Genomic DNA, 21626 nt, shown 5'->3' on the forward strand with positions numbered 1-21626 from the left:
AAAGCGGCGTTGTTGGGGGCGTGAGCCCTTTTTAACTTCGACTCGCACGTCGGGGAAAATCGGGGGCTTGCACGGAGCGGCCGCTCCCGATACAAAAACTCGGGTTTTCACACAGCCTGGGGCGAAAACGGACGTTCCTCAACCGCGAACTGGCAACGACAGCAAGAACTCGCCCGCGCCTCAAACCATGGTTCCCCGGGCCCAGCGAGCCTGAAAAATGGCCAGGGCAAGGCGCGCGGGCGAAGACAGTACGCATGTACGGCGAGCCCAAGCAACGCAGCTATGGACATTTTCTCAGGCCCGCGGCTCTGGCCCGCCATTCAATAAAAACTTACTGAACACGCGCCAAGTACTGGGCCAGCTGGGCGAAGGTCGCCCTGAACCCCTGCGTCATCGACTCAAACCCCTGCTTGAAAGTCTCATGCTGCTCATCCGTCGCCTTGTGCGGCGTCGATCGTAACGTCATCGTCGTCTTGCCATTCTCTTCGCTAAGCGTCATGACATTGAACGATTCCAGCGGCCAAGTAGCACTGACGGGGTGCTGCACGGCGTTCCCCTGCTTGTCGGCAAACGACAGGATGGAAACGATGCGTTCAGGCGCTTCGATAGACTGGTAGGTGAACTTGCCCCACATCTCGTAGCCATTGTCGGCGCGCATGCCGTAGTGGAAGACGCCGCCCGGCTTGAGGTCCAGCGCCAGCACGCTCAATTCGAAACCGACAGGGCCCCACCACTGGGCCAGGCGCTCCGGTTCGACCCACGAGCGGAACACCAGTTCGCGCGGCGCGTCGAAAGTCTGCGTGATGACAAAGTCGCTACTGTCGCGGTGCGATCCTTCCTGCTTCTGTTCTGCGGTGACCATGCTCTCTCCTGTGTTGGTGGACTGGCAGTTAATGTGACAGTGACGCCGAAAATGGGAAAGGCCCGTACGCCATCTTGAGCGTAGGTCGGGTTAGCGCACAGCGCGTAAGCCGACACCATCAACGGACCAGGCCAACAATGGTGTCGGATTACGGCCCGGAGGGCCTAATCCGACCTACCCGACCTACTTTGCCTTGCCAGCAGATGCCACCTGGTCGAGGATATGCTTGGGCACGGCCGCATAGTGCTTGAATTCCATCGTGTAGGTAGCGCGGCCCTGCGTCAGCGAACGCAGGGTGGTGGAATAACCGAACATCTCAGCCAACGGCACGAGCGCCTTGACGATGCGGCCCGCGCCGCCGGGGATGTCGTCGACGCCCTGCACCATGCCACGGCGGGCCGTCAGGTCGCCCATGACGTTGCCCATGAACTCTTCCGGCGTTTCCGCCTCCACTTGCATCATCGGTTCGAGCAGCACGGGGTGTGCTTTGCGCATGCCATCCTTGAAGGCGATGGAGCCGGCCATGCGGAAGGCGTTTTCGTTCGAATCGACGTCGTGGTAGGAGCCGAAGGTCAACGTTGCCTTGACGTCGACGACCGGGTAGCCGGCCAGCACGCCCGACTTCAAGGTTTCGACGATGCCCTTGTCGACGGCGGGGATGAATTCGCGCGGCACGACGCCGCCCTTGATGGCGTCGACGAACTGGTAGCCGGTGCCCGGCTCCAGCGGTTCGAGTTTCAGCACCACGTGGCCGTACTGGCCCCGCCCGCCCGATTGCTTGACGAACTTGCCCTCCACGTCTTCCACCGCGCGCGTGATGGTTTCGCGGTACGCCACCTGCGGCTTGCCGACATTGGCTTCCACGCCGAATTCACGGCGCATGCGGTCGACCAGTATTTCCAGGTGCAATTCGCCCATGCCCGACATGATGGTCTGGCCTGATTCCTCGTCCGTATGCACCTTGAACGACGGGTCTTCCTGCGCCAGGCGGTTCAGGGCGATACCCATCTTTTCCTGGTCAGGCTTGGTCTTCGGTTCGACCGCCTGCGAAATCACGGGTTCCGGGAAGATCATCTTTTCCAGCACGATGATGTGGTCGATGGCGCACAGGGTGTCGCCCGTGGTGACGGCTTTCAGGCCCACGGCGGCGGCAATGTCGCCCGCATACACTTCCTTGATTTCCTTGCGCTCGTTCGCATGCATCTGCAGGATGCGCCCCAGCCGCTCGCGCGCGCTCTTGGTGGGGTTGTAGACCATGTCGCCCGAGTTCACCACGCCCGAATACACGCGGAAGAAGGTCAATTGCCCCACGAACGGGTCCGTCATGATCTTGAAGGCGAGCGCGGCAAAGTGCTCGTCGTCCGTCGGATGGCGCTCTACCTCATTGTCGTGCTCGTCATGTCCCATGATGGGCGGCACTTCCATCGGCGACGGCAGGTATTCGATGACGGCGTCGAGCATCGCCTGCACGCCCTTGTTCTTGAAGGCGCTGCCGCACAGCATGGGCACGATTTCGTTGCGAATCGTGCGCGCGCGCAAGGCTTGCTTGAGCTCGGCTTCCGTAAACGTGTCGCCATTCAGGTAGCGTTCCGTCATCTCCGTGCTGGCTTCAGCCGCGTGCTCGACCATGTGATCGTGCCACTGCTGTGCCTGTGCCTGTAGCTCGGCGGGAATCTCGCCATAGCTGAACTGCACGCCCTGGCTGGCGTCGTCCCAGGTGATGGCGCGCATTTTCAGCAAATCGATCACGCCCGTAAAATGGTCTTCGGCGCCGATCGGCAGCTGGATGGGCACGGCCACGCCCTTCAGGCGGTCGGCGATCTGCTGGCGCACGCGCAGGAAATCGGCGCCCACCCGGTCCATCTTGTTGATGAAGGCGATGCGCGGCACGTGGTATTTGTTGGCCTGCCGCCAGACAGTCTCGGATTGCGGCTGTACGCCGCCGACGGCATCATACACCATCACGGCGCCGTCGAGCACGCGCATCGAGCGCTCGACCTCGATCGTGAAATCCACGTGGCCGGGCGTGTCGATGATGTTGATCCGGTGCTCGGGGAAGTTGCCGGCCATGCCTTTCCAGAAGGCCGTGGTGGCGGCCGAGGTGATGGTGATGCCCCGTTCCTGCTCCTGTTCCATCCAGTCCATGGTGGCGGCGCCATTGTGCACTTCGCCGATCTTGTGATTGACCCCCGTATAAAACAGGATGCGCTCGGTGGTGGTGGTCTTGCCGGCGTCGATATGGGCGCTGATGCCGATGTTGCGGTAGCGCTCGATAGGTGTTTTGCGGGTCATCACAATCTCCATGGCTAGCCCCGGCACCCGGTTTTCCAGTGTAGCAGACATCGATTTGGCCGGCACGGCGGCGTGCCGTTTACCAAGCGCACAACACTGTCCGTCGTGCGCACGCCAAGGAGTCAGGGAAAAAGAACGATTCAGCTATACTTTCATCAGTATTAAATCAACAAAGATTAATCAGCATCAATACGCATGGTAATTACCATGCAAGGCGACGCCGCCGGCATGCAGCCAAGGTGCGCACCGAACGACATGCCCTACTCAGCCTATGACTATCCAACTAAGAAAAATAATCCTCTCTTCCCTGCTGGCATCGCCGGCGCTGGCCATGGCCGGTGAACTGGAACAGCAAATGCAGCGTTGCGCCGTGCTTGGCGACGCCAGCGCCCGTTTGGGCTGCTTCGACACCCTGGCCAAGGCGGCGGAAAAAGCCACCATCGCGGCCGGCGGTGATTCCGCCACCGCGGCCGTCACCCTGGCAGCGGCAGCCGAGGCCGCCCCGATCACCCCAGTCAGTCCGCCTGGCGTGGCCACGCCGGAGGCCGTCAACGCGGCCATTCCCGCCGTCGCACAGACAGGCGCGGCGCCGCCGGAAGCGCCGATTTCGCGCACGCAGCAATCGTGGGAATTGAACGAGGCCTCGAAGCGCGGCCTGTTCAACTTCCGCCCGCACCGCGACACCTATCTGCTGCTGGCCAATTACAGCGATGCGTCCAACGACGAGCCGTTCCAGGATTTCACGCCGGCCGGCATCAAGAGCCAGCATGTGGAACTGACGTTCCAGCTGAGCTTCAAGATGAAGCTGCTGGAAGACATCGCCGGCACGCCGCTCGACATGTGGTTCGGCTACACGCAGCAAAGTTTCTGGCAAGCGTATAACCGCAAGGCATCGAGCCCGTTCCGCGAGACCAATTACCAGCCGGAACTGATGCTGATCATGCCGATCAACAAGAATTTCGCGGGTGTCGAATTCAATTACCTGAACTTCGGCCTCGTGCACCAGTCGAACGGTCAGACGTCGACCCTGTCGCGCAGCTGGAACCGTGTATATGCCGAACTGGGCATGGAAAAAGACAATCTGGCCGTCACGGCCCGTGTCTGGCACCGCCTCGACAATGGCAAGACCGACAATGACAATATCGACATCACCGATTACCTGGGGCATGGCGACTTGCGCGTGAGCTACCGCAACAAGGGCCACGAGTATGCCGTGACGGCCCGCCGCAATTTCAGCAAGAAGCATGGCTCCATGCAGGCAAGCTGGGCTTTCCCCTTGAAGGCCAACCTGAAAGGCTATCTGCAGCTGTTCTCCGGCTATGGCCAGAGCTTGATCGACTACAACTACTCGCAGAAATCGATCGGCGCCGGTTTCATGGTCGACCTGTAAGCCAGGCAGTACCGCAAACAAAAATGGCGCCGACGGCGCCATTTTTTATGGGAAATATCTGGTTTATCGCGGGCCGCCGCCCAGCACGCGGGCCGGCAGCATGACAATGGCGCGCAACAATTCAAACACGCCTTCCACGCTGATGCCTATCAAGCGAAATGGCAGCAACAGCAGCCAGGCCAGCGGATACAGCACGAGGGCCAGCAAGGCCAGGGGCCAGCATACGAGCAAGAGCAGCAGCCACAGCACAAATCCCAGCATCGCGTCCCCCTAGAATGAAATGTGCGGAGCAAGCCGTGCTTGCCCCGCTACCGTGAGGCCACTATATGCAAGCGCCGCCACGGCGGCAACGGCCGTGCGATGAACTGCGTGCTGGGGGGATGAACGGTGCAAAAACGGGAATGAACGGCGCCTGCGGCTACCTTTATTGACCGACGCAAATCACTTTCGTGACGTATTCATGCGCGTTCGGCTTCTTGCTGGTGGCCCATTTGATGGCCTGGTTGGCATCTTCGATGGTCAGGATGGAGGCCTTGTCCTTCGACTTGATGAAGGACACGCCTTCAAACACGCCTTCCTTGCTGCGCATTACCTTGGCAAACACGGGCGGTTTGGTTTCGCCATCGCTGATTTTGTTCTGCTGCACGAGGTAACGCTGATCGATCTGTTCCATGATAGTAAAACTGTCCAGTAGGTAAAAGACGAAATATACCCTGAATGGACAAACGCCGCAGGACGAAATCGCTGCGGCGTTGCCTTTGAATTAATGCTACTTATGCGTAGACGGCGTTCTGCGTGACAGGCTGCAGGTTCACGTCATAGATCACCTGCGCGCGGATCGACGTTTCCAGCGAAGGAATCGAGCCGCCGGCGCGGTACTGGAAGCTCACTTGCAGCACGTCACCCGCCTTCACGGCGACCGGCGTGGCCAGCGGCAAGCACATGTAGTGGTTCAGCCAGTCGATGGTGGTCGAGCGCTCGGGCACGACGGCCAGGATGTTTTTGGTGACGAAACGCAAGGCATTCAAGGTGCCGCTGCGCTCGACGACGAACTTGCCGTCGAAGCCGAACACACTGTCCGTCGGCTGGCTGAAGTCGATGATGCTGTACACGGACGGCGGCGCCAGTTCCTGCACGCCCGGGTGGATGGCCGTGGTTTCCTGGAATTGCACGATGGGCGCATAAAAGCCCTCGAAATCGTATTCCTGCTGCATCGGCTGCACGGCCATGATCACGGCCTCAGGCAGGAAGATGGGCAGCGGGCCACCAAAACGGGCCAGGTAGCGGCGCTTGAACGACTCGATCACTTCCACCTGCTTTTCGCGCAGCATGCCGACATGGATCATTTCGCAGATGACCACGTCGACGGGCTCGGGCGGCAGATATTCGAAGGCGTCCGCGTGGACGACTTCCACTTTTTCACCGTTGGGATTGAGCGCCAGCATCTTGCGCGCTTCCTTGACCATGTCCGGATTGAACTCCACGCACCACACCTTGTCGGCGCGTGCGGCCGCAAACCACGACAGCACACCCGTGCCGCCGCCCAGCTCCAGCACTTTCATGCCAGGCTTCACCGCGTAATCGATCGCCGACTTGAACCCGTGCATGCGGTTCTGGTCCATCAACATATTGTGGTGGTAATGGACGGGGATAAATTGCCCCAGGTAACAACTCTCGATTTCTCGTTCATTCAGCATGTCTGTCCTCTTGGAGTCTGGCTCCGATGGCCGATCGGTTTTGTCATTCCAGAAAGCAGTGTTATCGCACGGGCTGCGCGAGGGGCGGCGACAAACCAGCCGGCGCCTGACGTTGATGTGATTGCCCATGCGAAAAATCTCCTGATTAATGCGACATGATCATTATCGTTAATCGGCACGGAGAACAAAGGGCTGAGCTGAGAGGCAATTCCATGCCAGTTTCAGCGCTGGCATGGAAAATATTGCTAGAAGATTACTTTCGTGCCGCGCGCGCCTTCTGCGCCGCTTCGATGATGGCGACCACGTCCGGCTTGTCGCCGGCCTGGGCAAACTGCACGGCCGTCCAGCCATGGTCGCTTTTCAGGTTCGCATCCGCGCCCCAGGACAGCAGCAGCTTGACGGCACCCTCCTGCCCCTCGCGGGCGGAGAACATCAGCGGCGTGACGTTGGCGGGCGCGCGCGCATCGACGGCGGCGTCGCGGTCGAGCAGGATCTTCATGATCGGCAGGTCGCCCGCCGAAGCCGCATAGTGGAGCGCCGTCCAGCCGCTCTGGTTGACCTTGGCGCCTTTGGTCAGCAAGGCTTCCACGGCATCCTGCTTGTGTTTATAGGCGGCCATCATCAGCGCCGTGTTGCCGTTGGCGGAACGGGCTTCGATGTCGATGCCGGGTGCGTCGAGCAGCACCTTGAAAACCCGGTCCGCATCGTCGCGCAAGGCCAGCACGAGGGGAATGTCGCCGCGCTGCGCGTCGGGCTGGTTCGGGTTCATGCCCTCGGCCAGCATGTCGCGCACGCCGCTGGCGTTGTTGACGGACACGGCGCGGAAGAAGGCATCCGGTTCCGGCGCCGCCTGGCTGGCGGTGGCGCAGCACAGCAGCATCGCCAGCGCGAGTTTTTTCATCATGTCTGACCTTAAGAAATTACGGCAACTGATTGAATAACTTGAAGAAATTGTCCGTCGTCTGACGCGCCACCTGCTCCAGCGGGATGCCTTTCAGGGTCGACAGATATTCCGCCACGTGGGCTACATAGCCCGGCTCGTTCATGCGGCCGCGGAACGGCACGGGCGCCAGGTACGGCGAATCCGTTTCGATGAGGATGCGCTCGAGCGGCACTTCCAGGGCCACGGCTTGCAAATCCTTGGCGCTCTTGAACGTGACGATGCCGGAAAACGAAATATAAAAACCCATGTCGATGGCGGCGCGCGCCACTTCCAGCGATTCCGTAAAGCAATGCATGACGCCGGCCACGCCGCCGTCGGCCACGCCAGCACCCTCTTCACGCATGATGCGTATCGTGTCTTCACTGGCAGCTCTTGTGTGAATAATCAAGGGCTTGCGCGTGATTCTTGAAGCTTTGATGTGAGTGCGAAAACGCTCGCGCTGCCACTCGAGGTCGCCCGTCAGGCGGAAATAATCGAGGCCAGTCTCGCCGATGGCGATGATCTTCGGGTGGTCCGCCAATCGCACCAGCTCTTCCACGGACGGCTCGGGCGTGTCTTCGTAGTCGGGATGCACGCCGACGGACGCAAAGATATGCGGATACTGCTCGGCCAGGGCTAGCACCTGCGGAAAGTCCGGCAAGTCGACGGATACGCACAGGGCGTGCGTCACCTTGTTCTCGGCCATCTTGGCGAGGATCTCGGGCATGCGAGCGGCCAGCTCGGGGAAATTGATATGGCAATGGGAATCGATATACATAAGGCGGGATTGTACCGGAGGGAGCGAAAACTGGCAGGGGAACGGCGGCGGCGCGCGTCCCCTGCCGGGGCGGTTCGGAGGCTTGCAGCCGATTACATTTGCGAGGCCGGGTGTTCCGCGAGCGGAACGAAGTTGCCGGTCGACTCGTCGAGTGCATCGAGGGAACCGTTCTCGATGTCGTACACCCAGCCGTGCAGGGTCAGCCGGTGTTGCGCCATGGCCAAGGCCACCGAAGGATGGGTGCGCAGGTTATTGAGTTGCGCGACCACGTTCGCGCGCACCATGCCGTCGATGCGCGACTGCTCCGTCGGATGGTCGACCGATTCGTTGATCATGCGCGCCGCGTCCGCATGGTGCAGCCAGCTGCGCACGGCAGGCATGTGATCGAGGCAGGCACAGGTGGCGATCGCCTTCATCGCGCCGCAATCGGAATGGCCGCAAATGACGATGTCGCTCACGTTCAAGGCGGAGACGGCAAATTCGACCGTGGCGCTGACGCCGCCCGGTTCCGGGCCGTACGATGGCACGATGTTGCCCGCGTTGCGGATCACGAAGAGTTCGCCTGGTTCGCGCTGCGTCACCAGTTCCGGCACCATGCGGCTGTCCGAGCAGGAAATGAACAGGGCCTTCGGGGTTTGCCCCGTGGCCAGGGTCTTGAACAACTCGCGGCGCTCAGGAAAAACCTCTTTTTGGAAGCGTAGGAATCCAGCAATAATGTCGCGCATAATAAATAGGGATCGTTATCTGAGCCGGTATTATCGCTGAACGAGGCAGGTTCCGCCTACTGCCCCTGTGGCGGCTGCCACAGCTCTACCTTGTTGCCTTCTGGATCGATGACCCAGCCGAACTGGCCGTATTCCGAATCGGGCGCCTTGTCCAGCACCGTGCAGCCTTCATCGCGCAAGGCTTGCAACAGCGCATCGAGGTCGTCGACCCGGTAATTGATCATGAAGGAAGCCTTGCCGGGCAGGAATTGCTCGCTGCCCTTGGCCGCCACGGACCAGATGGTGGTGCCGGCCGTGGGCTGGCCGTCCGCATCCGCCCAACTGAAGGCGGCGCCGCCCCACGGCTGCACGTCCAGGCCCAGGTGGTGCTGATACCAGGCGCGCAGCGCGGCCGGGTCATGCGCCTGAAAAAAGATGCCGCCGATGCCAGTGACTCGTTTCATGCACGCCTCCCTTGCTGTCCAGTGCCTTGACTGTAACACCAAACGGAAAAAAGAGAATTTACATTAACTCAGCAACACAAGTGCTTGATTTTATTGACAACTGGAAGCGTAATCGAGCAGCATGTCTTCCAGGAACAGCTTGGGCGACAAGGGGTGCTCGGCAATCGCCCGGCGTTCGTTCGCCGCTTTGATGGCGGCCATCAGACGGCTCACATTGATGCGTCCTGCCAGCGCTTCCAGTTCGCGGCGGTGGCGCGGGTAGTAGCGGATGGTGCCCGACAATTTGACGGAAAACACATCGTACAGCCAGCGCTGGAGCGATGCCACCAGCGGCGCCAGCGGCGCCTTCTGCAATTTGTCGGCAGCCTTCAGGGCCGCTTCCACGCCAGGGTTGGCCAGCACCTGCAGCAACTGTTCCGTCTCTTCGCGGCCGCCCGACTCGGACTGGGCCAGCGCGGCCAGCGGTGCGCCGCCCTGCTCGCGCAGCCAGCTGTCCGCATCGTTCAAGCCTTGCTGCTTGAGCCACGTCAAGGCTTGCTCGTGGCTGGGCATGGGCAAGGCAAATTTCCTGCAGCGCGACAATATCGTCGGCAGCAAGCGGTCCAGGCTGTTCGAGGCCAGCAGGAACAAGGTACCCGGCGGCGGCTCTTCCAGCGTCTTCAGCAAGGCGTTCGAGGCGGGCGTGTTCAGCGCTTCGGCCGGATACAGCACCACCACGCGCAAGCCCTGGCGGTGCGTGGAAATGTTCATGAAGTCGGCCAGGTTGCGGATCTGCTCGATCTTGATGTCTTTCGACGGCGTCTTGGTCTTGGCGCTTTTCTTCGCGCCTTCGCCCTCTTCGCCGTCGTCGGCCACCTCGTCTTCCAGCGCTTCCGGACGGACCCGGCGGTAATCGGGATGGTTGCCCTGGCTAAACCAGCCGCACGAGGCGCAAGCGCCGCAAGCATGGCCATCGGCGCGCACGTCTTCGCACAGCAGCGCTTGCGCGAAATGCTCGATGAAGTCGGCCTTGCCGATGCCCTGCGCGCCATGGAACAAAATGGCGTGCGGCATGCGCGGGCGCAAGGCTTGCAATTGCTGCCAGGCGTCCTGTTGCCACGGATAGAGAGAACTGGTCATTTTATTCTTTGTAAATCAGTGTGTTGCAGTGCTTTTCTCAAGTAAAACATCAAGCAGCTGCGCGAGCTGCACTTGAATGTCGGCGATGCTTTGCGTGGAATCGATGATGCGGAAGCGTTCCGGGAACTGGGCCGCGCGGCGCAGATACTCGTTGCGCGTGGCGGCAAAAAAGTCCGATCGTTCCTGCTCGAACTTGTCGAGCGCGCGCGTGGCGTCCAGGCGGGCGCGGGCGACGGCCAGCGGCACGTCGAATAACAACGTCAGGTCCGGCTGCAGATGCGGATGCACCCACGCTTCCAGCGCCTCCATCTTGCCCAGGTCCATGCCGCGGCCGCCGCCCTGGTAGGCGAAGCTGGCATCGCTAAAGCGGTCGGAAATGACCCACTCGCCCCGCGCCAACGCTGGCGCGATGACTTGCGCGATGTGTTCGCGGCGGCTGGCGAACATCAGCAAGGCTTCCGTTTCCAGATGCATTTTTTCATGCAGCAGCAGTTCGCGCAGCTTTTCGCCCAGGCTGGTGCCGCCCGGTTCGCGCGACGAGACGAGGCTCACGCCCCTTTGCCGCAGGTAGTCGGTAACAAAGCCGATATGCGTCGACTTGCCCGCGCCATCGATGCCTTCGAAGGTGATGAAGCGGGGTTGATGGTGTTGTGTCATGAAACTTCTTAATCTGGTGAAATTAGCGCTGGTACTGGTTCACAGCGCGGTTATGGTCGGGCAAGTTGGCCGAGAACTGGCTGGTGCCGTCGCCGCGCGCGACGAAATACAGCGCTTGCGTGCGGGCCGGCGCCAGCGCCGCCGTCAGCGATTGCGCGCCAGCGAGGGCGATCGGCGTGGGTGGCAAGCCGCCGCGCGTGTAGGTATTGTACGGGGTGTCCGCTTCCAGGTCGCGTTTGCGGATCTTGCCCTGGTAATTGTCGCCCATGCCATAGATCACGGTCGGGTCCGTCTGCAGCAGCATGCCCGTCTTCAGGCGGTTGACGAACACGCCGGCGATCATGGCGCGCTCGGACTTTTGCCCCGTTTCCTTTTCCACGATGGAAGCCATGATCAGCGCTTCGTACGGGTTTTTATATGGCAAGGCCGGATCGCGCTTGTCCCACGCTTCGGACAGGCGGCCGATCATGGCCGTGTGCGCCTGCCTGAAAATCTGCATTTCGCTGGCGCCCTTGGCGAACAGATACGTGTCCGGGAAGAACAGGCCTTCCGGCAGCACATATTCAGGGCTGATCTTCGCCATCAGTTCCTTGTCGGACAGGCCCACGGTATCGTGCTTGAGTCCCGGGTGGTTGGCCATGGCCAGGCGCATCTGTTTGAACGTCCAGCCTTCGATGATGGTCAGCGACTCTTGCGCGAACTCGCCGCGCGCCAGCTGCGTGATCAAACGCTGCGGCGTCGTGCCCGGTTTCAGCTCGTAGGAACCGGCCTTGATCTTCGAGGTCTTGCCTTCGATGCGCGCCAGCATGTTGAACAGGATGGGCACGATGGGCACGCCCGCGTCCGCGATCTGCTGGCCGGCCGCATGCGCGCCGCTGCCCGGGCTGATCGTAAACGGGATCGCTTCGCCGTCCGTGGTGATGGGCTGCTGCGCCCAGTACACAAAAGTACCGCCGACGCCGATGGCGGCGATGACTGAACTGACTACAAGTTTTTTAAAGAAAGCCATTGTTCCGATTCTTGTGATGCGCTCGCTGGCAAGCAGCGCGCGCTTGTTATGATCGTTCATTTGTGAAGCAAGTGCGCGCAAAGCGGCGCCAACACTGGCAATCTTGCCGCTGCCGACGCAATTTGCGCGACATCACTATAATGAACCCGTAATGATAATGCTTAATCGCTGATCTAATGGAAATTATGAATAACTGGAATCAATTTTTAACCGCTCAAGGCGCCCGCCCCGTTGCCGCCGATGGCGCGCCTGACGGCACCGCAAACTCCCCTGTCGCCGATTTCGGCCAGTCCCTGACAGTGGCCCAGCTGCAAGAAGGTTTTGTCGCGGCCATCACGGACCAGGGCTTGATCGGCTTGAACGGCGACGATGCAGCCAGTTTCCTGCACGGCCAGCTGACCAACGACGTGGAACACCTGAACCAGGAGCAAGTGCGCCTGGCCGGCTACTGCACGCCGAAAGGCCGTTTGCTGGCCAGTTTCCTGATGTGGCGCAACGCCACCACCATTTATCTGCAATTGCCGCGCGCCATACAGCCGGCCATCCAGAAGCGGCTGCAGATGTTCGTGCTGCGCGCCAAGGCCAAGCTGCACGATGCGTCCGCGGATGATGCCAATCAAGTCGTCCTGGGCCTCGGCGGCAAGCAAGCCAGCGCGGCCCTGTCCGCCTGGTTCCCGGCGCTGCCCGCCACGCCATTCAGCAAGGTCGAGCACACGCTGGGCACCCTGCTGCGCGTGGCCGATGCGTTCGGCAGCGCCCGCTATCAATGGCTGACGTCGGCCGCCACGGCGCAGAACATGTGGCCGCAGTTGGCCGAAACTCTCGCCAAGGGCGGCAATGACGCCTGGCAATTGTCGGAAATCCATGCGGGCATCCCGCAGATCACGGCCGCCACGCAAGAACAGTTCGTACCGCAAATGGTCAACTTCGAACTGCTGGGCGGCGTCAATTTCAAGAAAGGCTGCTACCCGGGCCAGGAAATCGTCGCGCGCAGCCAGTATCTGGGCAAGCTCAAGCGCCGCACCACCCTCGTCAGCATCGCCGATCCCTCGGTAGCGGCCGGTGGCGAACTGTTCGCCGTCAGCGATCCCGAGCAACCGTGCGGCATGGTCGTCAACGCGGCGCCGAACGGCGTGGGCGGCATCGACGCCCTCGTTGAAATGAAGCTGGGGGCGATCGAAGAAGGTTCAAGCGCCGCCGGCGCCGTACGCTACGGCTCGGCCCAGGGCGCTGCCGTGCAGTTCCTGCCCATGCCTTACGTGCTCGACGCACTCGACTTGTGAGAATGCCATGAAAGATCTGTACGTTTACTATCAGGTAAAAGAAGAGCACGCCCAGGCGCTGGAAGCCCGGGTCCGCGCCATGCAGGCGAAACTGGCGGCCGCGTCCGGCGTGGCGCCGCAACTGAAGCGCCGTCCTGACAGCAAGGATGGCTTGCAGACATGGATGGAAATCTACCCCGTCGTCGGCGAAGGTTTTACGGAACTGCTGGCCGGCGCATCAGAGGAAGCGGGCTTGCTGTCCCTGACGGCTGGCGCGCGCCATACGGAAGTGTTCATGGATTTGCCTCCATGTGCCTGATCGTTTTTGCCTGGAAAGTCAATCCGCACATCCCGCTGATTGCCGCCGCCAACCGCGACGAATTCTATGAACGCGCCAGCGCCCCCGCCGGCGCCTGGCCCGAACACCCGCAAGTGTATGCGGGCCGCGACCTGCAAGCGGGCGGCAGCTGGATGGGCATTACCCAAGCCGGCAGCGGCAGTTCGCGCTTTGCCGCCATCACCAACATCCGCAGCCCGCAAGACCGCAACCCGGACGCCCCTTCGCGCGGCGCCCTCGTGGCCGACTATTTGGCCGGCAACATGTCGCCGCAAGACTACGTCGCGCAAATCCGCCCCGGCTGCAAAGCCTACAACGGTTTCAATCTGGTGCTCGGAGACGCCAATACCCTGATCTGGTTTTCCAACCGCGGTGATGGCGATGCGCGCAATGGCCAGCCTTTGGAGCCAGGCATCTACGGCCTGTCGAACGCCCTGCTCGACGCGCCGTGGCCGAAGGTCCTGAAGACCAAGGCCCAGTTCGCCAGCCTGCTGTGCCAGGGCGCACCGGACGAAGCGTATTTCGACATGCTGGCCGACACCACGCGCGCGCCCGACTTCCGCTTGCCGGACACGGGCGTGCCGCTCGACCTCGAGCGCGTGCTGTCCGCCGTCTGCATCGAAACGCCTGGCTACGGCACACGCACGTCCACCGTCGTGAAACTGTTCCCGGACTCTCCCGGCGAATTGCATGAGCTGGTGATTCAATAACGCCACCTTGCCATCTTTATGAGGCGTAGGTCGGGGTAGGTCGGGTTAGCGCGCAAGCGCGTAACCCGACAACACCACCACATTCAACCGGCATCACCACCGTCCCTGATGTCGGATTACGCGCCCCTGCGGCGCGCTAATCCGACCTACGCAAGCCTTCCCTATCTTCATCGAAAACCCACTCAACATCCGCACGCACAAAAAAGAAAGCGCTTGCGCAAGCGCTTTCTTTTGTTTACGATAGATTCAAACGCGGCGACACAGCCGTACTCAATCGCAGCACACAATAATAATAAAACCATCAGGAGACACCATGGCCACCATGGAAGATGTAGCGCGGGCGGCGGACGTATCGCTGTCGACCGTCTCGCACGTACTCAACGGCACCCGCAAGGTCAGCCCGAAAACCGTCGCCGCCGTCAACGCGGCCATGCAGCAGATCGGCTATGTGCCGAACATGCTGGCGCGCGCCCTCGCCGGTTCCTCTTCTGGCACCATCGGCGTGGCCATTTCCGCCTTCACCAATCATTACTTCAGCGAAACCGTGCGCGCCATCGAGGCGGCCTGCACGCGCCACGGCTTGATGATGCTGTTTTCCGATACGCATGACGATCCCGAGCAGGAACTCAAAGTGGTGCAGAACTTGCACCAACGCCGGGTCGACGGCATCGTGCTGGCGCCGTCGGGCGACACGCACCACCGCACGCTCGACTATTTGACCAGCAACAAGATCGCTTCCGTGCTGGTCGACCGCATGTCGGCGCAACCGTTCGACCAGGTGGGCGTAGAAAACATCGAGGCGACGGCCGAACTGGTCAGCCACCTGATCACCGTCCACGGCCACCGCCGCATCGGCTTCATCGCGGGCGCACCGGGCCTGTCCACGACGGACGAGCGTATCGAAGGCTACCGCCTGGCCTTGCAGCGCGCCAATATCGCCTTTGACCCCGCACTGCTGCGCTCCGGCGACTCCAACCTCGAGCGCAGCGGCGCAGCCACGCGCGAATTGCTGGCACTGCCGCAGCGCCCGACGGCCATCGTGGCCGGCAATAATCTGATGACCATCGGCACCATGCACGCCTTGCGCGACGCGCACATTGCGGTGCCGCAAGACGTGTCCCTGGCCGGCTTCGATGATTTCGACTGGGCCGATTACTTCAGCCCCCGCCTGACGGTGATGGCGCAGCCGCTTGAAGAGCTGGGCGCCATGGCCGTCGACCTGCTCATCGACCGCATCGCCAATCCGGGCCGCGCCCGGCATGTGCAGCGCTTGTCGCCGACCTTGCGCGTGCGCAATTCCTGCGGCTGCCCCTGACCTTTTACAGCAAACTGATATGCATCCAGCGATTTCCCTCGGTATCGACCTCGGTACCTCCGAACTGAAAACCGTGCTCATGGACAGCATGGGCACCGTGCGCGGCCAGGCTTCCGTGCGCATCGATACCAGCCGCCCGCAGCCGGGCTGGTCCGAACAAGCGCCGCAGGACTGGTGGGCCGCCTGCGTCAACGCACTGGGCCAGCTGCGTGCCGGCTGGCCGCAGGAATACGCGCGCATCGCCTGTATCGGCCTGTCGGGACAGATGCATGGCGCCGTGCTGCTCGATGCCAACGATGCTGTGATCCGCCCGGCCATCCTGTGGAACGATGCGCGCGCCGAAGCCGAAGCGGCTGCCCTGGCGCGCGACTATCCTGCCTATGCGGACGTGACGGGCAGCCTGCCCATGGCAGGCTTGACGGTGCCAAAACTGCTGTGGCTGCAAACGCACGAGCCTGACGCTTTTGCCGCCATCGCCTGCCTGCTGTCGCCCAAGGATTATCTGCGCCTGCAATTGACGGGCAACAAGGTCACCGACATGTCCGACGCGGCCGGCACCCTGTGGCTGGACGAGGCCAAGCGTGCCTGGTTCGTTCCCATGCTGGCCGCCTGCGGCTTGATGCCGGAACAGATGCCGGCGCTGGCCGAAGGCGATGCCGCCACGGGCACGGTGCTGGCCGCCGTGGCAGACAAGCTGGGCTTGCCATCGGACGTGGTGGTGGCAGCCGGCGGCGGCGACAACCCCGTCTCGGCCGTGGGCATCGGCGCCGTCAATGGCGGCGACAGTTTTATCTCGCTGGGCACCAGCGCCGCCATCGTGTCCGTCACCGAAGCGCCTTTGGGCAACCCGGCCGGCGGTGTGCACAGCTTTTGCCACGCCCTGCCCGGCCGCTGGTATGCGATGGGCGCGATCCTGTCGGGTGCCAGCTGCCTGCGCTGGGCCACCGGCGTGCTGGGCCAGCCCGACGAGGCAGCCCTGCTGGCGCTGGTGGAAACGGGATTGCCGCTCGACGCCCCCGTCGCGCCGTCCGCGCCCCTGTTCCTGCCCTACCTGTCGGGCGAGCGCACGCCGCATAACGACCCGCAAGTGCGCGGCGCCTTCCTGCAACTGGGCCACGACAGCACGCCGGCGCAACTCGGCTATGCCGTGCTCGAAGGCGTGGCCTTTGCCTTGCGCGACGCCATGGCGGCCGTCACGTCGACGGGCGCCATCGTTCCCCACTGCATGCTGGTGGGCGGCGGCGCGCGCAGCCAGTACTGGGCGCAATTGCTGGCCAATGTGCTGGGCCGCGAGATGCGCACACTGCACAACAGCGAACTGTCGGCCAGCCTGGGCGCGGCCAAGCTGGGCTTTGCCGCCATCGGTCAGCGCCAGTTGCTGGCCACCAGCTTACCCATCAAAAACACTTTCCTGCCCGATGCCGCGCACAGCGCAGCCTTGAGCATCCGTTACGGCCGCTACCGTAGCTTGTTTCCCGCCGTGCAAGCCTTGCACCAACTCAGTGATAAGGAATAGTAATGAATCAGCTGCAACAACTAAAACAGTACAGCACCGTCGTCGCCGACACGGGCGACTTTTTGCAACTGGCGCGCTTCGCGCCGCAAGACGCCACCACCAATCCGTCGCTGATTTTAAAAGCCGTGCTGCAGCCCGATTACGCGCCATTGCTGGAAAGCACGGTCGCTGCGCACAAGCATGCATCGCTGGACGATATCGTCGACCAAGTGCTGGTGCGCTTCGGCCTGGAAATCCTGAAAGTGGTGCCGGGCCGCGTGTCGACGGAAGTCGATGCCCGTTTGAGCTTTGACCGCGACGCCACCGTGGCCCGCGGGCGCCGCCTGATCGCCTTGTATGAGCAAGCCGGCATCAGCCGCGAGCGCGTGCTGATCAAGGTCGCCGCCACCTGGGAAGGCATCCAGGCGGCGCGCGAGCTGGAAAAAGACGGCATCTTTTGCAACCTGACCCTGCTGTTCGCGTTTTGCCAGGCCGTCGCCTGCGCCGATGCGAAAGTGCGCCTGATTTCGCCGTTTGTGGGCCGCATCTACGACTGGCACAAGAAATCGATGGGCGCCGCATGGGACGAAGCGGCGCGCAGCCTGTCCAACGATCCGGGTGTACAGTCGGTCACGCGCATCTTCAATTACTACAAACAACATGGCATCGCCACGCAAGTGATGGGTGCCAGCTTCCGCAACGTGGGGCAGATCACGGCCCTGTCCGGCTGCGACTTGCTGACCATCAGCCCGGACTTGCTGGCGAAACTCGAAGCATCCGACGTGCCGTTCGAGCGCGCCTTGGGCGCCGACCTGGGCGCGGCGCAGCCGGCCATCACGTATGACGAGGCCGCTTTCCGCTACGCCTTGAACGACGACGCGATGGCGACCGAAAAGCTGGCCGAAGGCATCCGCGGCTTTGCCGTCGATGCGGGCAAGCTGGACGCCATGATCGAGAAATTACGCAATCAATAAGTTTCACCCGTAGCACCGTTTGTTTTTGACAATAAAAACCCTTGGAGATCCTCATGAAAAAAGTCATTACCGCCTCCCTGTTGCTGTCCGCCGCCTGCGGCGCTTTCGCCGCTGACAAACCACTGAAATCCATCGGCGTGAGCGTGGGCGACCTGGCCAACCCGTTTTTTGTCGCTATCGGCCGCGGCGCGGAAGAAAGCGCGAAGAAGCTGGGCGGCCCTGGCGTGAAAGTCACCACGGTGTCGAGCAAGTATGACCTGAACACCCAGGTGGACCAGATTGAAAACTTTATTGCCAACAAGACCGATATCATCATCCTGAACGCCGTCGATTCCAAGGGTATCGCCCCAGCCATCAAGAAAGCGCGCAATGCGGGCGTGGTCGTGATCGCTGTGGACGTGGGCGCCGTGGGCGCGTCGGCCACCGTGATGTCCGACAACACCATGGCTGGCGACGTGTCGTGCGCCTACCTGGCCAAACAGATCGGCGGCAAGGGCAATGTTGTGATCCTGAACGGCCCGCCGGTCACGTCCGTGATCGACCGCGTCAACGGCTGCAAAAAAACCCTGGCCGCGTTCAAGGATATCAAGATCCTGTCCGACAACCAGAACGCCGGCGGCAGCCGCGACGGCGGCATGACCGTGATGTCGAACTTGCTGACGGCCCATCCGAAGATCGACGGCGTGTTCGCCATCAACGATCCGACGGGCATCGGCGCCGAACTGGCGATCAAGCAATCGAAGCGCACGGACGTCAAACTGATCACGGCCGTCGATGGCGCGCCCGATGGCCAGAACGCCCTGAAAAACAAGGCTGGCCTGTTTGCCGCCACCTCGGCGCAAAACCCGTACCGCATGGCCACCGATGCCGTGCAAATGGGCTACGACATCATGAACGGCCGCACGCCGAAACAAACGATGGTGCTGTTGCCGACCCCGGCCATCACCAAGGAAAACGTCGCCACCTACACGGGCTGGGTAAAGAACTGATCTGCCTGACCTGAACCACGTGTTGCCCGCCCCGGCCCCGGGCCAAGGGCGGGCAACAGTTTCAAAAGCAAGGAAGGACAGTCATGAGCGACAATATTATTTTTGAAATGCGCGGCATCGAGAAGCGCTTTGGCGCCACGCGCGCGCTGCGCGGCGTGCACCTGACGGTGCGCAGCGGCGAAATCCATGCCGTGATGGGCGAAAATGGCGCCGGCAAGAGCACCCTGATGAAAATCCTCTCGGGCGTGTACACGCCGGACGCGGGCGAGATCATTCTCGACGGCAAGCCGATCCGCATCCGCAACCCGGGCGAGGCACGCGCGCTGGGCATCAACCTGATCTACCAGGAACTGAGCGTGGCCAAGAACATGACGGTGGCGCAGAACGTCTTCATGGGCAGCGAGCCGAAGGGACCGTTCTGGACCGTCAAGGGCGGCGAAATGCGCGCCCGCACGAACGCCATCCTGGCCGACCTCGGCTCCCGCTTCGACGCCGACACCATGGTCTCGACCCTGTCGATCGCCGAGCAGCAGCAGGTGGAAATCGCCCGCGCCCTCGTGCACGAAAGCCGCATCCTGATCATGGACGAGCCCACTGCCGCCCTGTCCGACCGGGAAACAGAACAATTATTCCGCATCATCGAAGAGCAGCGCGACAAGGGCCTGGCCGTGCTCTACATCAGTCACCGCATGGCCGAGGTGGAACGCCTGGCACGCCGCATTACCGTGCTGCGCGACGGCGCCTATGTGGGCGAGCTGGGCAAGGATGAACTCGATCAAAAGAAAGTCGTGCAAATGATGGTGGGCCGCCCTGCCGATGACTTTTATTCGCACCAGCGGCGCACCACGCGCGGCGCCGAGCGCTTGCGCGTTGAAAACGTGGGCGGTGGCAAGGTCAAGCCTGCCTCGTTCACCCTGCATGCGGGCGAAGTAACGGGTCTTGCCGGCCTCGTCGGCGCAGGCCGCACGGAACTGGCGCGCCTGATCTTTGGCGCGGACAAGAAACAAACGGGGCAAGTATGGCTCGACGGCCAGGAAGTGCACATCCACCGGCCGCTGGCGGCCATCCGCCACGGCATCGGCTACCTGCCCGAAGACCGCAAGAGCCTGGGCCTGTTCATGCAATTGTCGGCCATGGAAAACATGTCGATGAATATCCTGTCCAAGCATGCGACGGCGGGCGTCGTCAACCGTGGCGCCCTGACCCAGCTGACGCGCGAGGCGATAGCCAACCTCAACGTGAAAGTGTCGGGACCGGACGGCATCGTCGGCGGCCTGTCCGGCGGCAACCAGCAGAAAGTCTTGCTGGCGCGCTGGCTGGCCATCGCCCCGAAAGTGCTCATCCTCGACGAACCGACGCGGGGCGTGGACGTGGGCGCGAAGAGCGAAATCTACAAGATCATCCACCAGTTGGCGGACGCGGGCACGGCCGTGCTGTGCATTTCCAGCGAACTGGCCGAGCTGGTCGGCATCTGCGACCGCGTGATGGTGATGTGCGAAGGACGCCTGACGGGCGAAGTAACGGGCGACGATATCACGCAGGAAAAAATCCTTGCTTATGCCACCCATCTGGAAGCGGCATAAAAATACGCATCAGCATAATTATTCAGGAGAATCAACATGACAACGAGTACCACCAGCGGCGCCGCGCGCGCCGGCGAACCCTTCAATGCCTCGAACCTGATGCGCCGCCTGGGCATGCTGCCCGTGCTGGTGGTGCTCTACCTGGCCATGTATGGCCTGACCGTGTATTTCTCGGCCGACGGCACGTCGACGTTCATGACCAGCAATAACACCATGAACATCTTCCGCCAGGTGTCGATCAACATCGTGCTGGCATCCGGCATGACTTTCGTCATTCTGACCAGCGGCATCGATCTGTCCGTCGGTTCCGTGCTGGCCGTCTCGGCCGTGGCAGGCATGCTGATGTCGCTGTCGGCCCAGTTCGCCGGCTTTTCGATCCCCACCTTCCTCATCGTCGGCCTGCTGCTGGGCGCGCTGAACGGCGTGCTGGTCGCTCTCGTCGGCCTGAACCCGTTTGTCGTGACTTTGGGCACCATGACGGCCCTGCGCGGCGCCGCCTACCTGCTGGCGGACGGCACCAGCGTGCTGAACACGGAAATCCCGAGCTTCGAATGGATGGGCAACGGCAGCTTCCTGGCCGTGCCCTGGCTGATCTGGCTGGCCGCCGCCGTGGTGGTGCTGACCTGGTTCATCCTGCGCAAGACCACCCTGGGCCTGCATATCTACGCCGTCGGCGGCAATATCCAGGCGGCACGCTTGACCGGCATCAAGGTCGGCCTCGTCCTGATGTTTGTCTACACGATCAGCGGCCTGTTCGCAGGTTTGGGCGGCGCCATGTCGGCCAGCCGCCTGTATGCGGCCAACGGCAACTGGGGCACGGGCTATGAGCTCGACGCCATCGCGGCCGTCGTGCTCGGCGGCACGAGCCTGATGGGCGGCGTGGGTTCCGTCTGGGGCACCGTCATCGGCGCCCTGATCATCGGCGTGATGAACAATGGCTTGACGATCCTGGGCTTGTCGTCGTTCTGGCAGTATGTGGCCAAGGGTGTCGTGATCGTGCTGGCGGTAATTCTGGACAAATGGCGCCAGAGCCACGCGCAAAATTAAGAGTAACCCGGTAAGTGCCG

General features: G+C 62.0%; 22 protein-coding genes. 10 read left to right on the plus strand and 12 right to left on the minus strand.

Going from position 1 to position 21626, the window contains the following annotated elements:
- Window positions 1-331: 331 nt before the first annotated feature.
- Both MRBLMS1_RS00005 and fusA read right to left on the minus strand, forming a co-directional pair.
- A complete protein-coding gene (locus tag MRBLMS1_RS00005) occupies window positions 332-862 on the minus strand; it encodes an SRPBCC family protein (RefSeq protein ID WP_485876980.1) in 531 nt (176 codons plus the stop codon).
- 183 nt (window positions 863-1045) lie between these two features.
- Window positions 1046-3154 (minus strand): elongation factor G, encoded by a 2109-nt coding sequence (fusA, locus tag MRBLMS1_RS00010; RefSeq protein ID WP_485876982.1) that lies wholly within the window; start codon window positions 3152-3154, stop codon window positions 1046-1048.
- Between the two features lie 271 nt (window positions 3155-3425).
- Between fusA and MRBLMS1_RS00015 the strand changes: the two genes are divergently transcribed.
- Window positions 3426-4544, plus strand: a complete 1119-nt coding sequence (locus MRBLMS1_RS00015; protein WP_485876984.1) for a phospholipase A — start codon at window positions 3426-3428, stop codon at window positions 4542-4544.
- A gap of 63 nt (window positions 4545-4607) precedes the next feature.
- Here the strand turns inward: MRBLMS1_RS00015 and MRBLMS1_RS00020 are convergent, their stop codons facing one another.
- The 10 genes from MRBLMS1_RS00020 to mltG all read right to left on the minus strand — a co-directional run bounded on the left by MRBLMS1_RS00020 (window position 4608) and on the right by mltG (window position 11894).
- Window positions 4608-4805 carry a hypothetical protein gene (locus MRBLMS1_RS00020; protein WP_485876986.1) on the minus strand — a complete coding sequence of 66 codons (198 nt, stop codon included), beginning with the start codon at window positions 4803-4805 and terminating at the stop codon, window positions 4608-4610.
- Window positions 4806-4968: 163 nt separating this feature from the next.
- Window positions 4969-5217, minus strand: a complete 249-nt coding sequence (locus MRBLMS1_RS00025; RefSeq protein WP_128143191.1) for a hypothetical protein — start codon at window positions 5215-5217, stop codon at window positions 4969-4971.
- Window positions 5218-5317: 100 nt separating this feature from the next.
- Window positions 5318-6241 (minus strand): class I SAM-dependent methyltransferase, encoded by a 924-nt coding sequence (locus MRBLMS1_RS00030; protein ID WP_034756162.1) that lies wholly within the window; start codon window positions 6239-6241, stop codon window positions 5318-5320.
- Window positions 6242-6494: 253 nt separating this feature from the next.
- The gene (locus MRBLMS1_RS00035; RefSeq protein WP_485876988.1) at window positions 6495-7145 is read right to left on the minus strand and encodes an ankyrin repeat domain-containing protein; all 651 of its coding nucleotides are present in this window, start codon (window positions 7143-7145) and stop codon (window positions 6495-6497) included.
- Window positions 7146-7161: 16 nt separating this feature from the next.
- A complete protein-coding gene (locus tag MRBLMS1_RS00040; protein WP_219115710.1) occupies window positions 7162-7941 on the minus strand; it encodes a TatD family hydrolase in 780 nt (259 codons plus the stop codon).
- Window positions 7942-8033: 92 nt separating this feature from the next.
- Window positions 8034-8666 (minus strand): carbonic anhydrase, encoded by a 633-nt coding sequence (locus MRBLMS1_RS00045; protein WP_034756156.1) that lies wholly within the window; start codon window positions 8664-8666, stop codon window positions 8034-8036.
- A 56-nt stretch (window positions 8667-8722) separates the two neighbouring features.
- On the minus strand, window positions 8723-9109 hold the full coding sequence (locus tag MRBLMS1_RS00050; protein ID WP_456149825.1) for a VOC family protein: 387 nt from the start codon (window positions 9107-9109) through the stop codon (window positions 8723-8725).
- Between the two features lie 90 nt (window positions 9110-9199).
- A complete protein-coding gene (locus MRBLMS1_RS00055) occupies window positions 9200-10228 on the minus strand; it encodes a DNA polymerase III subunit delta' (protein WP_070302470.1) in 1029 nt (342 codons plus the stop codon).
- 15 nt (window positions 10229-10243) lie between these two features.
- A complete protein-coding gene (tmk, locus tag MRBLMS1_RS00060; protein ID WP_485876990.1) occupies window positions 10244-10885 on the minus strand; it encodes a dTMP kinase in 642 nt (213 codons plus the stop codon).
- Window positions 10886-10907: 22 nt separating this feature from the next.
- On the minus strand, window positions 10908-11894 hold the full coding sequence (mltG, locus tag MRBLMS1_RS00065) for an endolytic transglycosylase MltG (RefSeq protein ID WP_034756592.1): 987 nt from the start codon (window positions 11892-11894) through the stop codon (window positions 10908-10910).
- A gap of 176 nt (window positions 11895-12070) precedes the next feature.
- On the opposite strand from mltG, the gene ygfZ reads away from it, so the two are divergent.
- The 9 genes from ygfZ (at window position 12071) to MRBLMS1_RS00110 (ending at window position 21606) form a co-directional block, all read left to right on the plus strand.
- Window positions 12071-13177: a CAF17-like 4Fe-4S cluster assembly/insertion protein YgfZ gene (gene ygfZ / locus MRBLMS1_RS00070; protein ID WP_485876992.1), complete on the plus strand. Its 1107-nt coding sequence runs from the start codon at window positions 12071-12073 to the stop codon at window positions 13175-13177.
- 7 nt (window positions 13178-13184) lie between these two features.
- Entirely contained in the window at window positions 13185-13475 is a 291-nt protein-coding gene (locus MRBLMS1_RS00075; RefSeq protein WP_485876994.1) for a DUF4936 family protein, read from the plus strand.
- Entirely contained in the window at window positions 13466-14203 is a 738-nt protein-coding gene (locus MRBLMS1_RS00080; RefSeq protein WP_485876996.1) for an NRDE family protein, read from the plus strand. The genes MRBLMS1_RS00075 and MRBLMS1_RS00080 overlap by 10 nt, the downstream gene beginning before the upstream one ends.
- A gap of 313 nt (window positions 14204-14516) precedes the next feature.
- Entirely contained in the window at window positions 14517-15518 is a 1002-nt protein-coding gene (locus MRBLMS1_RS00085; RefSeq protein ID WP_485876997.1) for a LacI family DNA-binding transcriptional regulator, read from the plus strand.
- Between the two features lie 31 nt (window positions 15519-15549).
- Window positions 15550-17034: a xylulokinase gene (gene xylB / locus MRBLMS1_RS00090; RefSeq protein ID WP_485878929.1), complete on the plus strand. Its 1485-nt coding sequence runs from the start codon at window positions 15550-15552 to the stop codon at window positions 17032-17034.
- Between the two features lie 2 nt (window positions 17035-17036).
- The gene (gene tal / locus MRBLMS1_RS00095) at window positions 17037-17987 is read left to right on the plus strand and encodes a transaldolase (protein WP_485876998.1); all 951 of its coding nucleotides are present in this window, start codon (window positions 17037-17039) and stop codon (window positions 17985-17987) included.
- A 53-nt stretch (window positions 17988-18040) separates the two neighbouring features.
- A complete protein-coding gene (locus MRBLMS1_RS00100; RefSeq protein WP_077404737.1) occupies window positions 18041-18976 on the plus strand; it encodes an ABC transporter substrate-binding protein in 936 nt (311 codons plus the stop codon).
- Between the two features lie 83 nt (window positions 18977-19059).
- Complete coding sequence (locus tag MRBLMS1_RS00105) at window positions 19060-20559, plus strand: sugar ABC transporter ATP-binding protein (protein ID WP_139089153.1); 1500 nt, start codon at window positions 19060-19062, stop codon at window positions 20557-20559.
- A gap of 36 nt (window positions 20560-20595) precedes the next feature.
- Window positions 20596-21606 carry an ABC transporter permease subunit gene (locus MRBLMS1_RS00110; RefSeq protein ID WP_071323543.1) on the plus strand — a complete coding sequence of 337 codons (1011 nt, stop codon included), beginning with the start codon at window positions 20596-20598 and terminating at the stop codon, window positions 21604-21606.
- Window positions 21607-21626: the final 20 nt, after the last annotated feature.

This window comes from Massilia sp. LMS1-1-1.1 (genome assembly GCF_040815535.1).
GTDB classification, from domain to species: Bacteria; Pseudomonadota; Gammaproteobacteria; order Burkholderiales; family Burkholderiaceae_D; genus Janthinobacterium; species Janthinobacterium aestuarii.

Coding starts and splice junctions, on each gene's coding strand:
- MRBLMS1_RS00040 (WP_219115710.1), bottom strand. CDS start 7,941: ATGTATATCGATTCCCATTGCCATATCAATTTCCCCGAGCTGGCCGCT.
- MRBLMS1_RS00005 (WP_485876980.1), bottom strand. CDS start 862: ATGGTCACCGCAGAACAGAAGCAGGAAGGATCGCACCGCGACAGTAGC.
- MRBLMS1_RS00050 (WP_456149825.1), bottom strand. CDS start 9,109: ATGAAACGAGTCACTGGCATCGGCGGCATCTTTTTTCAGGCGCATGAC.
- tmk (WP_485876990.1), bottom strand. CDS start 10,885: ATGACACAACACCATCAACCCCGCTTCATCACCTTCGAAGGCATCGAT.
- tal (WP_485876998.1), top strand. CDS start 17,037: ATGAATCAGCTGCAACAACTAAAACAGTACAGCACCGTCGTCGCCGAC.
- mltG (WP_034756592.1), bottom strand. CDS start 11,894: ATGGCTTTCTTTAAAAAACTTGTAGTCAGTTCAGTCATCGCCGCCATC.
- MRBLMS1_RS00075 (WP_485876994.1), top strand. CDS start 13,185: ATGAAAGATCTGTACGTTTACTATCAGGTAAAAGAAGAGCACGCCCAG.
- MRBLMS1_RS00110 (WP_071323543.1), top strand. CDS start 20,596: ATGACAACGAGTACCACCAGCGGCGCCGCGCGCGCCGGCGAACCCTTC.
- MRBLMS1_RS00080 (WP_485876996.1), top strand. CDS start 13,466: ATGTGCCTGATCGTTTTTGCCTGGAAAGTCAATCCGCACATCCCGCTG.
- MRBLMS1_RS00045 (WP_034756156.1), bottom strand. CDS start 8,666: ATGCGCGACATTATTGCTGGATTCCTACGCTTCCAAAAAGAGGTTTTT.
- MRBLMS1_RS00055 (WP_070302470.1), bottom strand. CDS start 10,228: ATGACCAGTTCTCTCTATCCGTGGCAACAGGACGCCTGGCAGCAATTG.
- MRBLMS1_RS00105 (WP_139089153.1), top strand. CDS start 19,060: ATGAGCGACAATATTATTTTTGAAATGCGCGGCATCGAGAAGCGCTTT.
- MRBLMS1_RS00100 (WP_077404737.1), top strand. CDS start 18,041: ATGAAAAAAGTCATTACCGCCTCCCTGTTGCTGTCCGCCGCCTGCGGC.
- ygfZ (WP_485876992.1), top strand. CDS start 12,071: ATGGAAATTATGAATAACTGGAATCAATTTTTAACCGCTCAAGGCGCC.
- MRBLMS1_RS00025 (WP_128143191.1), bottom strand. CDS start 5,217: ATGGAACAGATCGATCAGCGTTACCTCGTGCAGCAGAACAAAATCAGC.
- MRBLMS1_RS00030 (WP_034756162.1), bottom strand. CDS start 6,241: ATGCTGAATGAACGAGAAATCGAGAGTTGTTACCTGGGGCAATTTATC.
- fusA (WP_485876982.1), bottom strand. CDS start 3,154: ATGACCCGCAAAACACCTATCGAGCGCTACCGCAACATCGGCATCAGC.
- MRBLMS1_RS00015 (WP_485876984.1), top strand. CDS start 3,426: ATGACTATCCAACTAAGAAAAATAATCCTCTCTTCCCTGCTGGCATCG.
- MRBLMS1_RS00085 (WP_485876997.1), top strand. CDS start 14,517: ATGGCCACCATGGAAGATGTAGCGCGGGCGGCGGACGTATCGCTGTCG.
- MRBLMS1_RS00020 (WP_485876986.1), bottom strand. CDS start 4,805: ATGCTGGGATTTGTGCTGTGGCTGCTGCTCTTGCTCGTATGCTGGCCC.
- MRBLMS1_RS00035 (WP_485876988.1), bottom strand. CDS start 7,145: ATGATGAAAAAACTCGCGCTGGCGATGCTGCTGTGCTGCGCCACCGCC.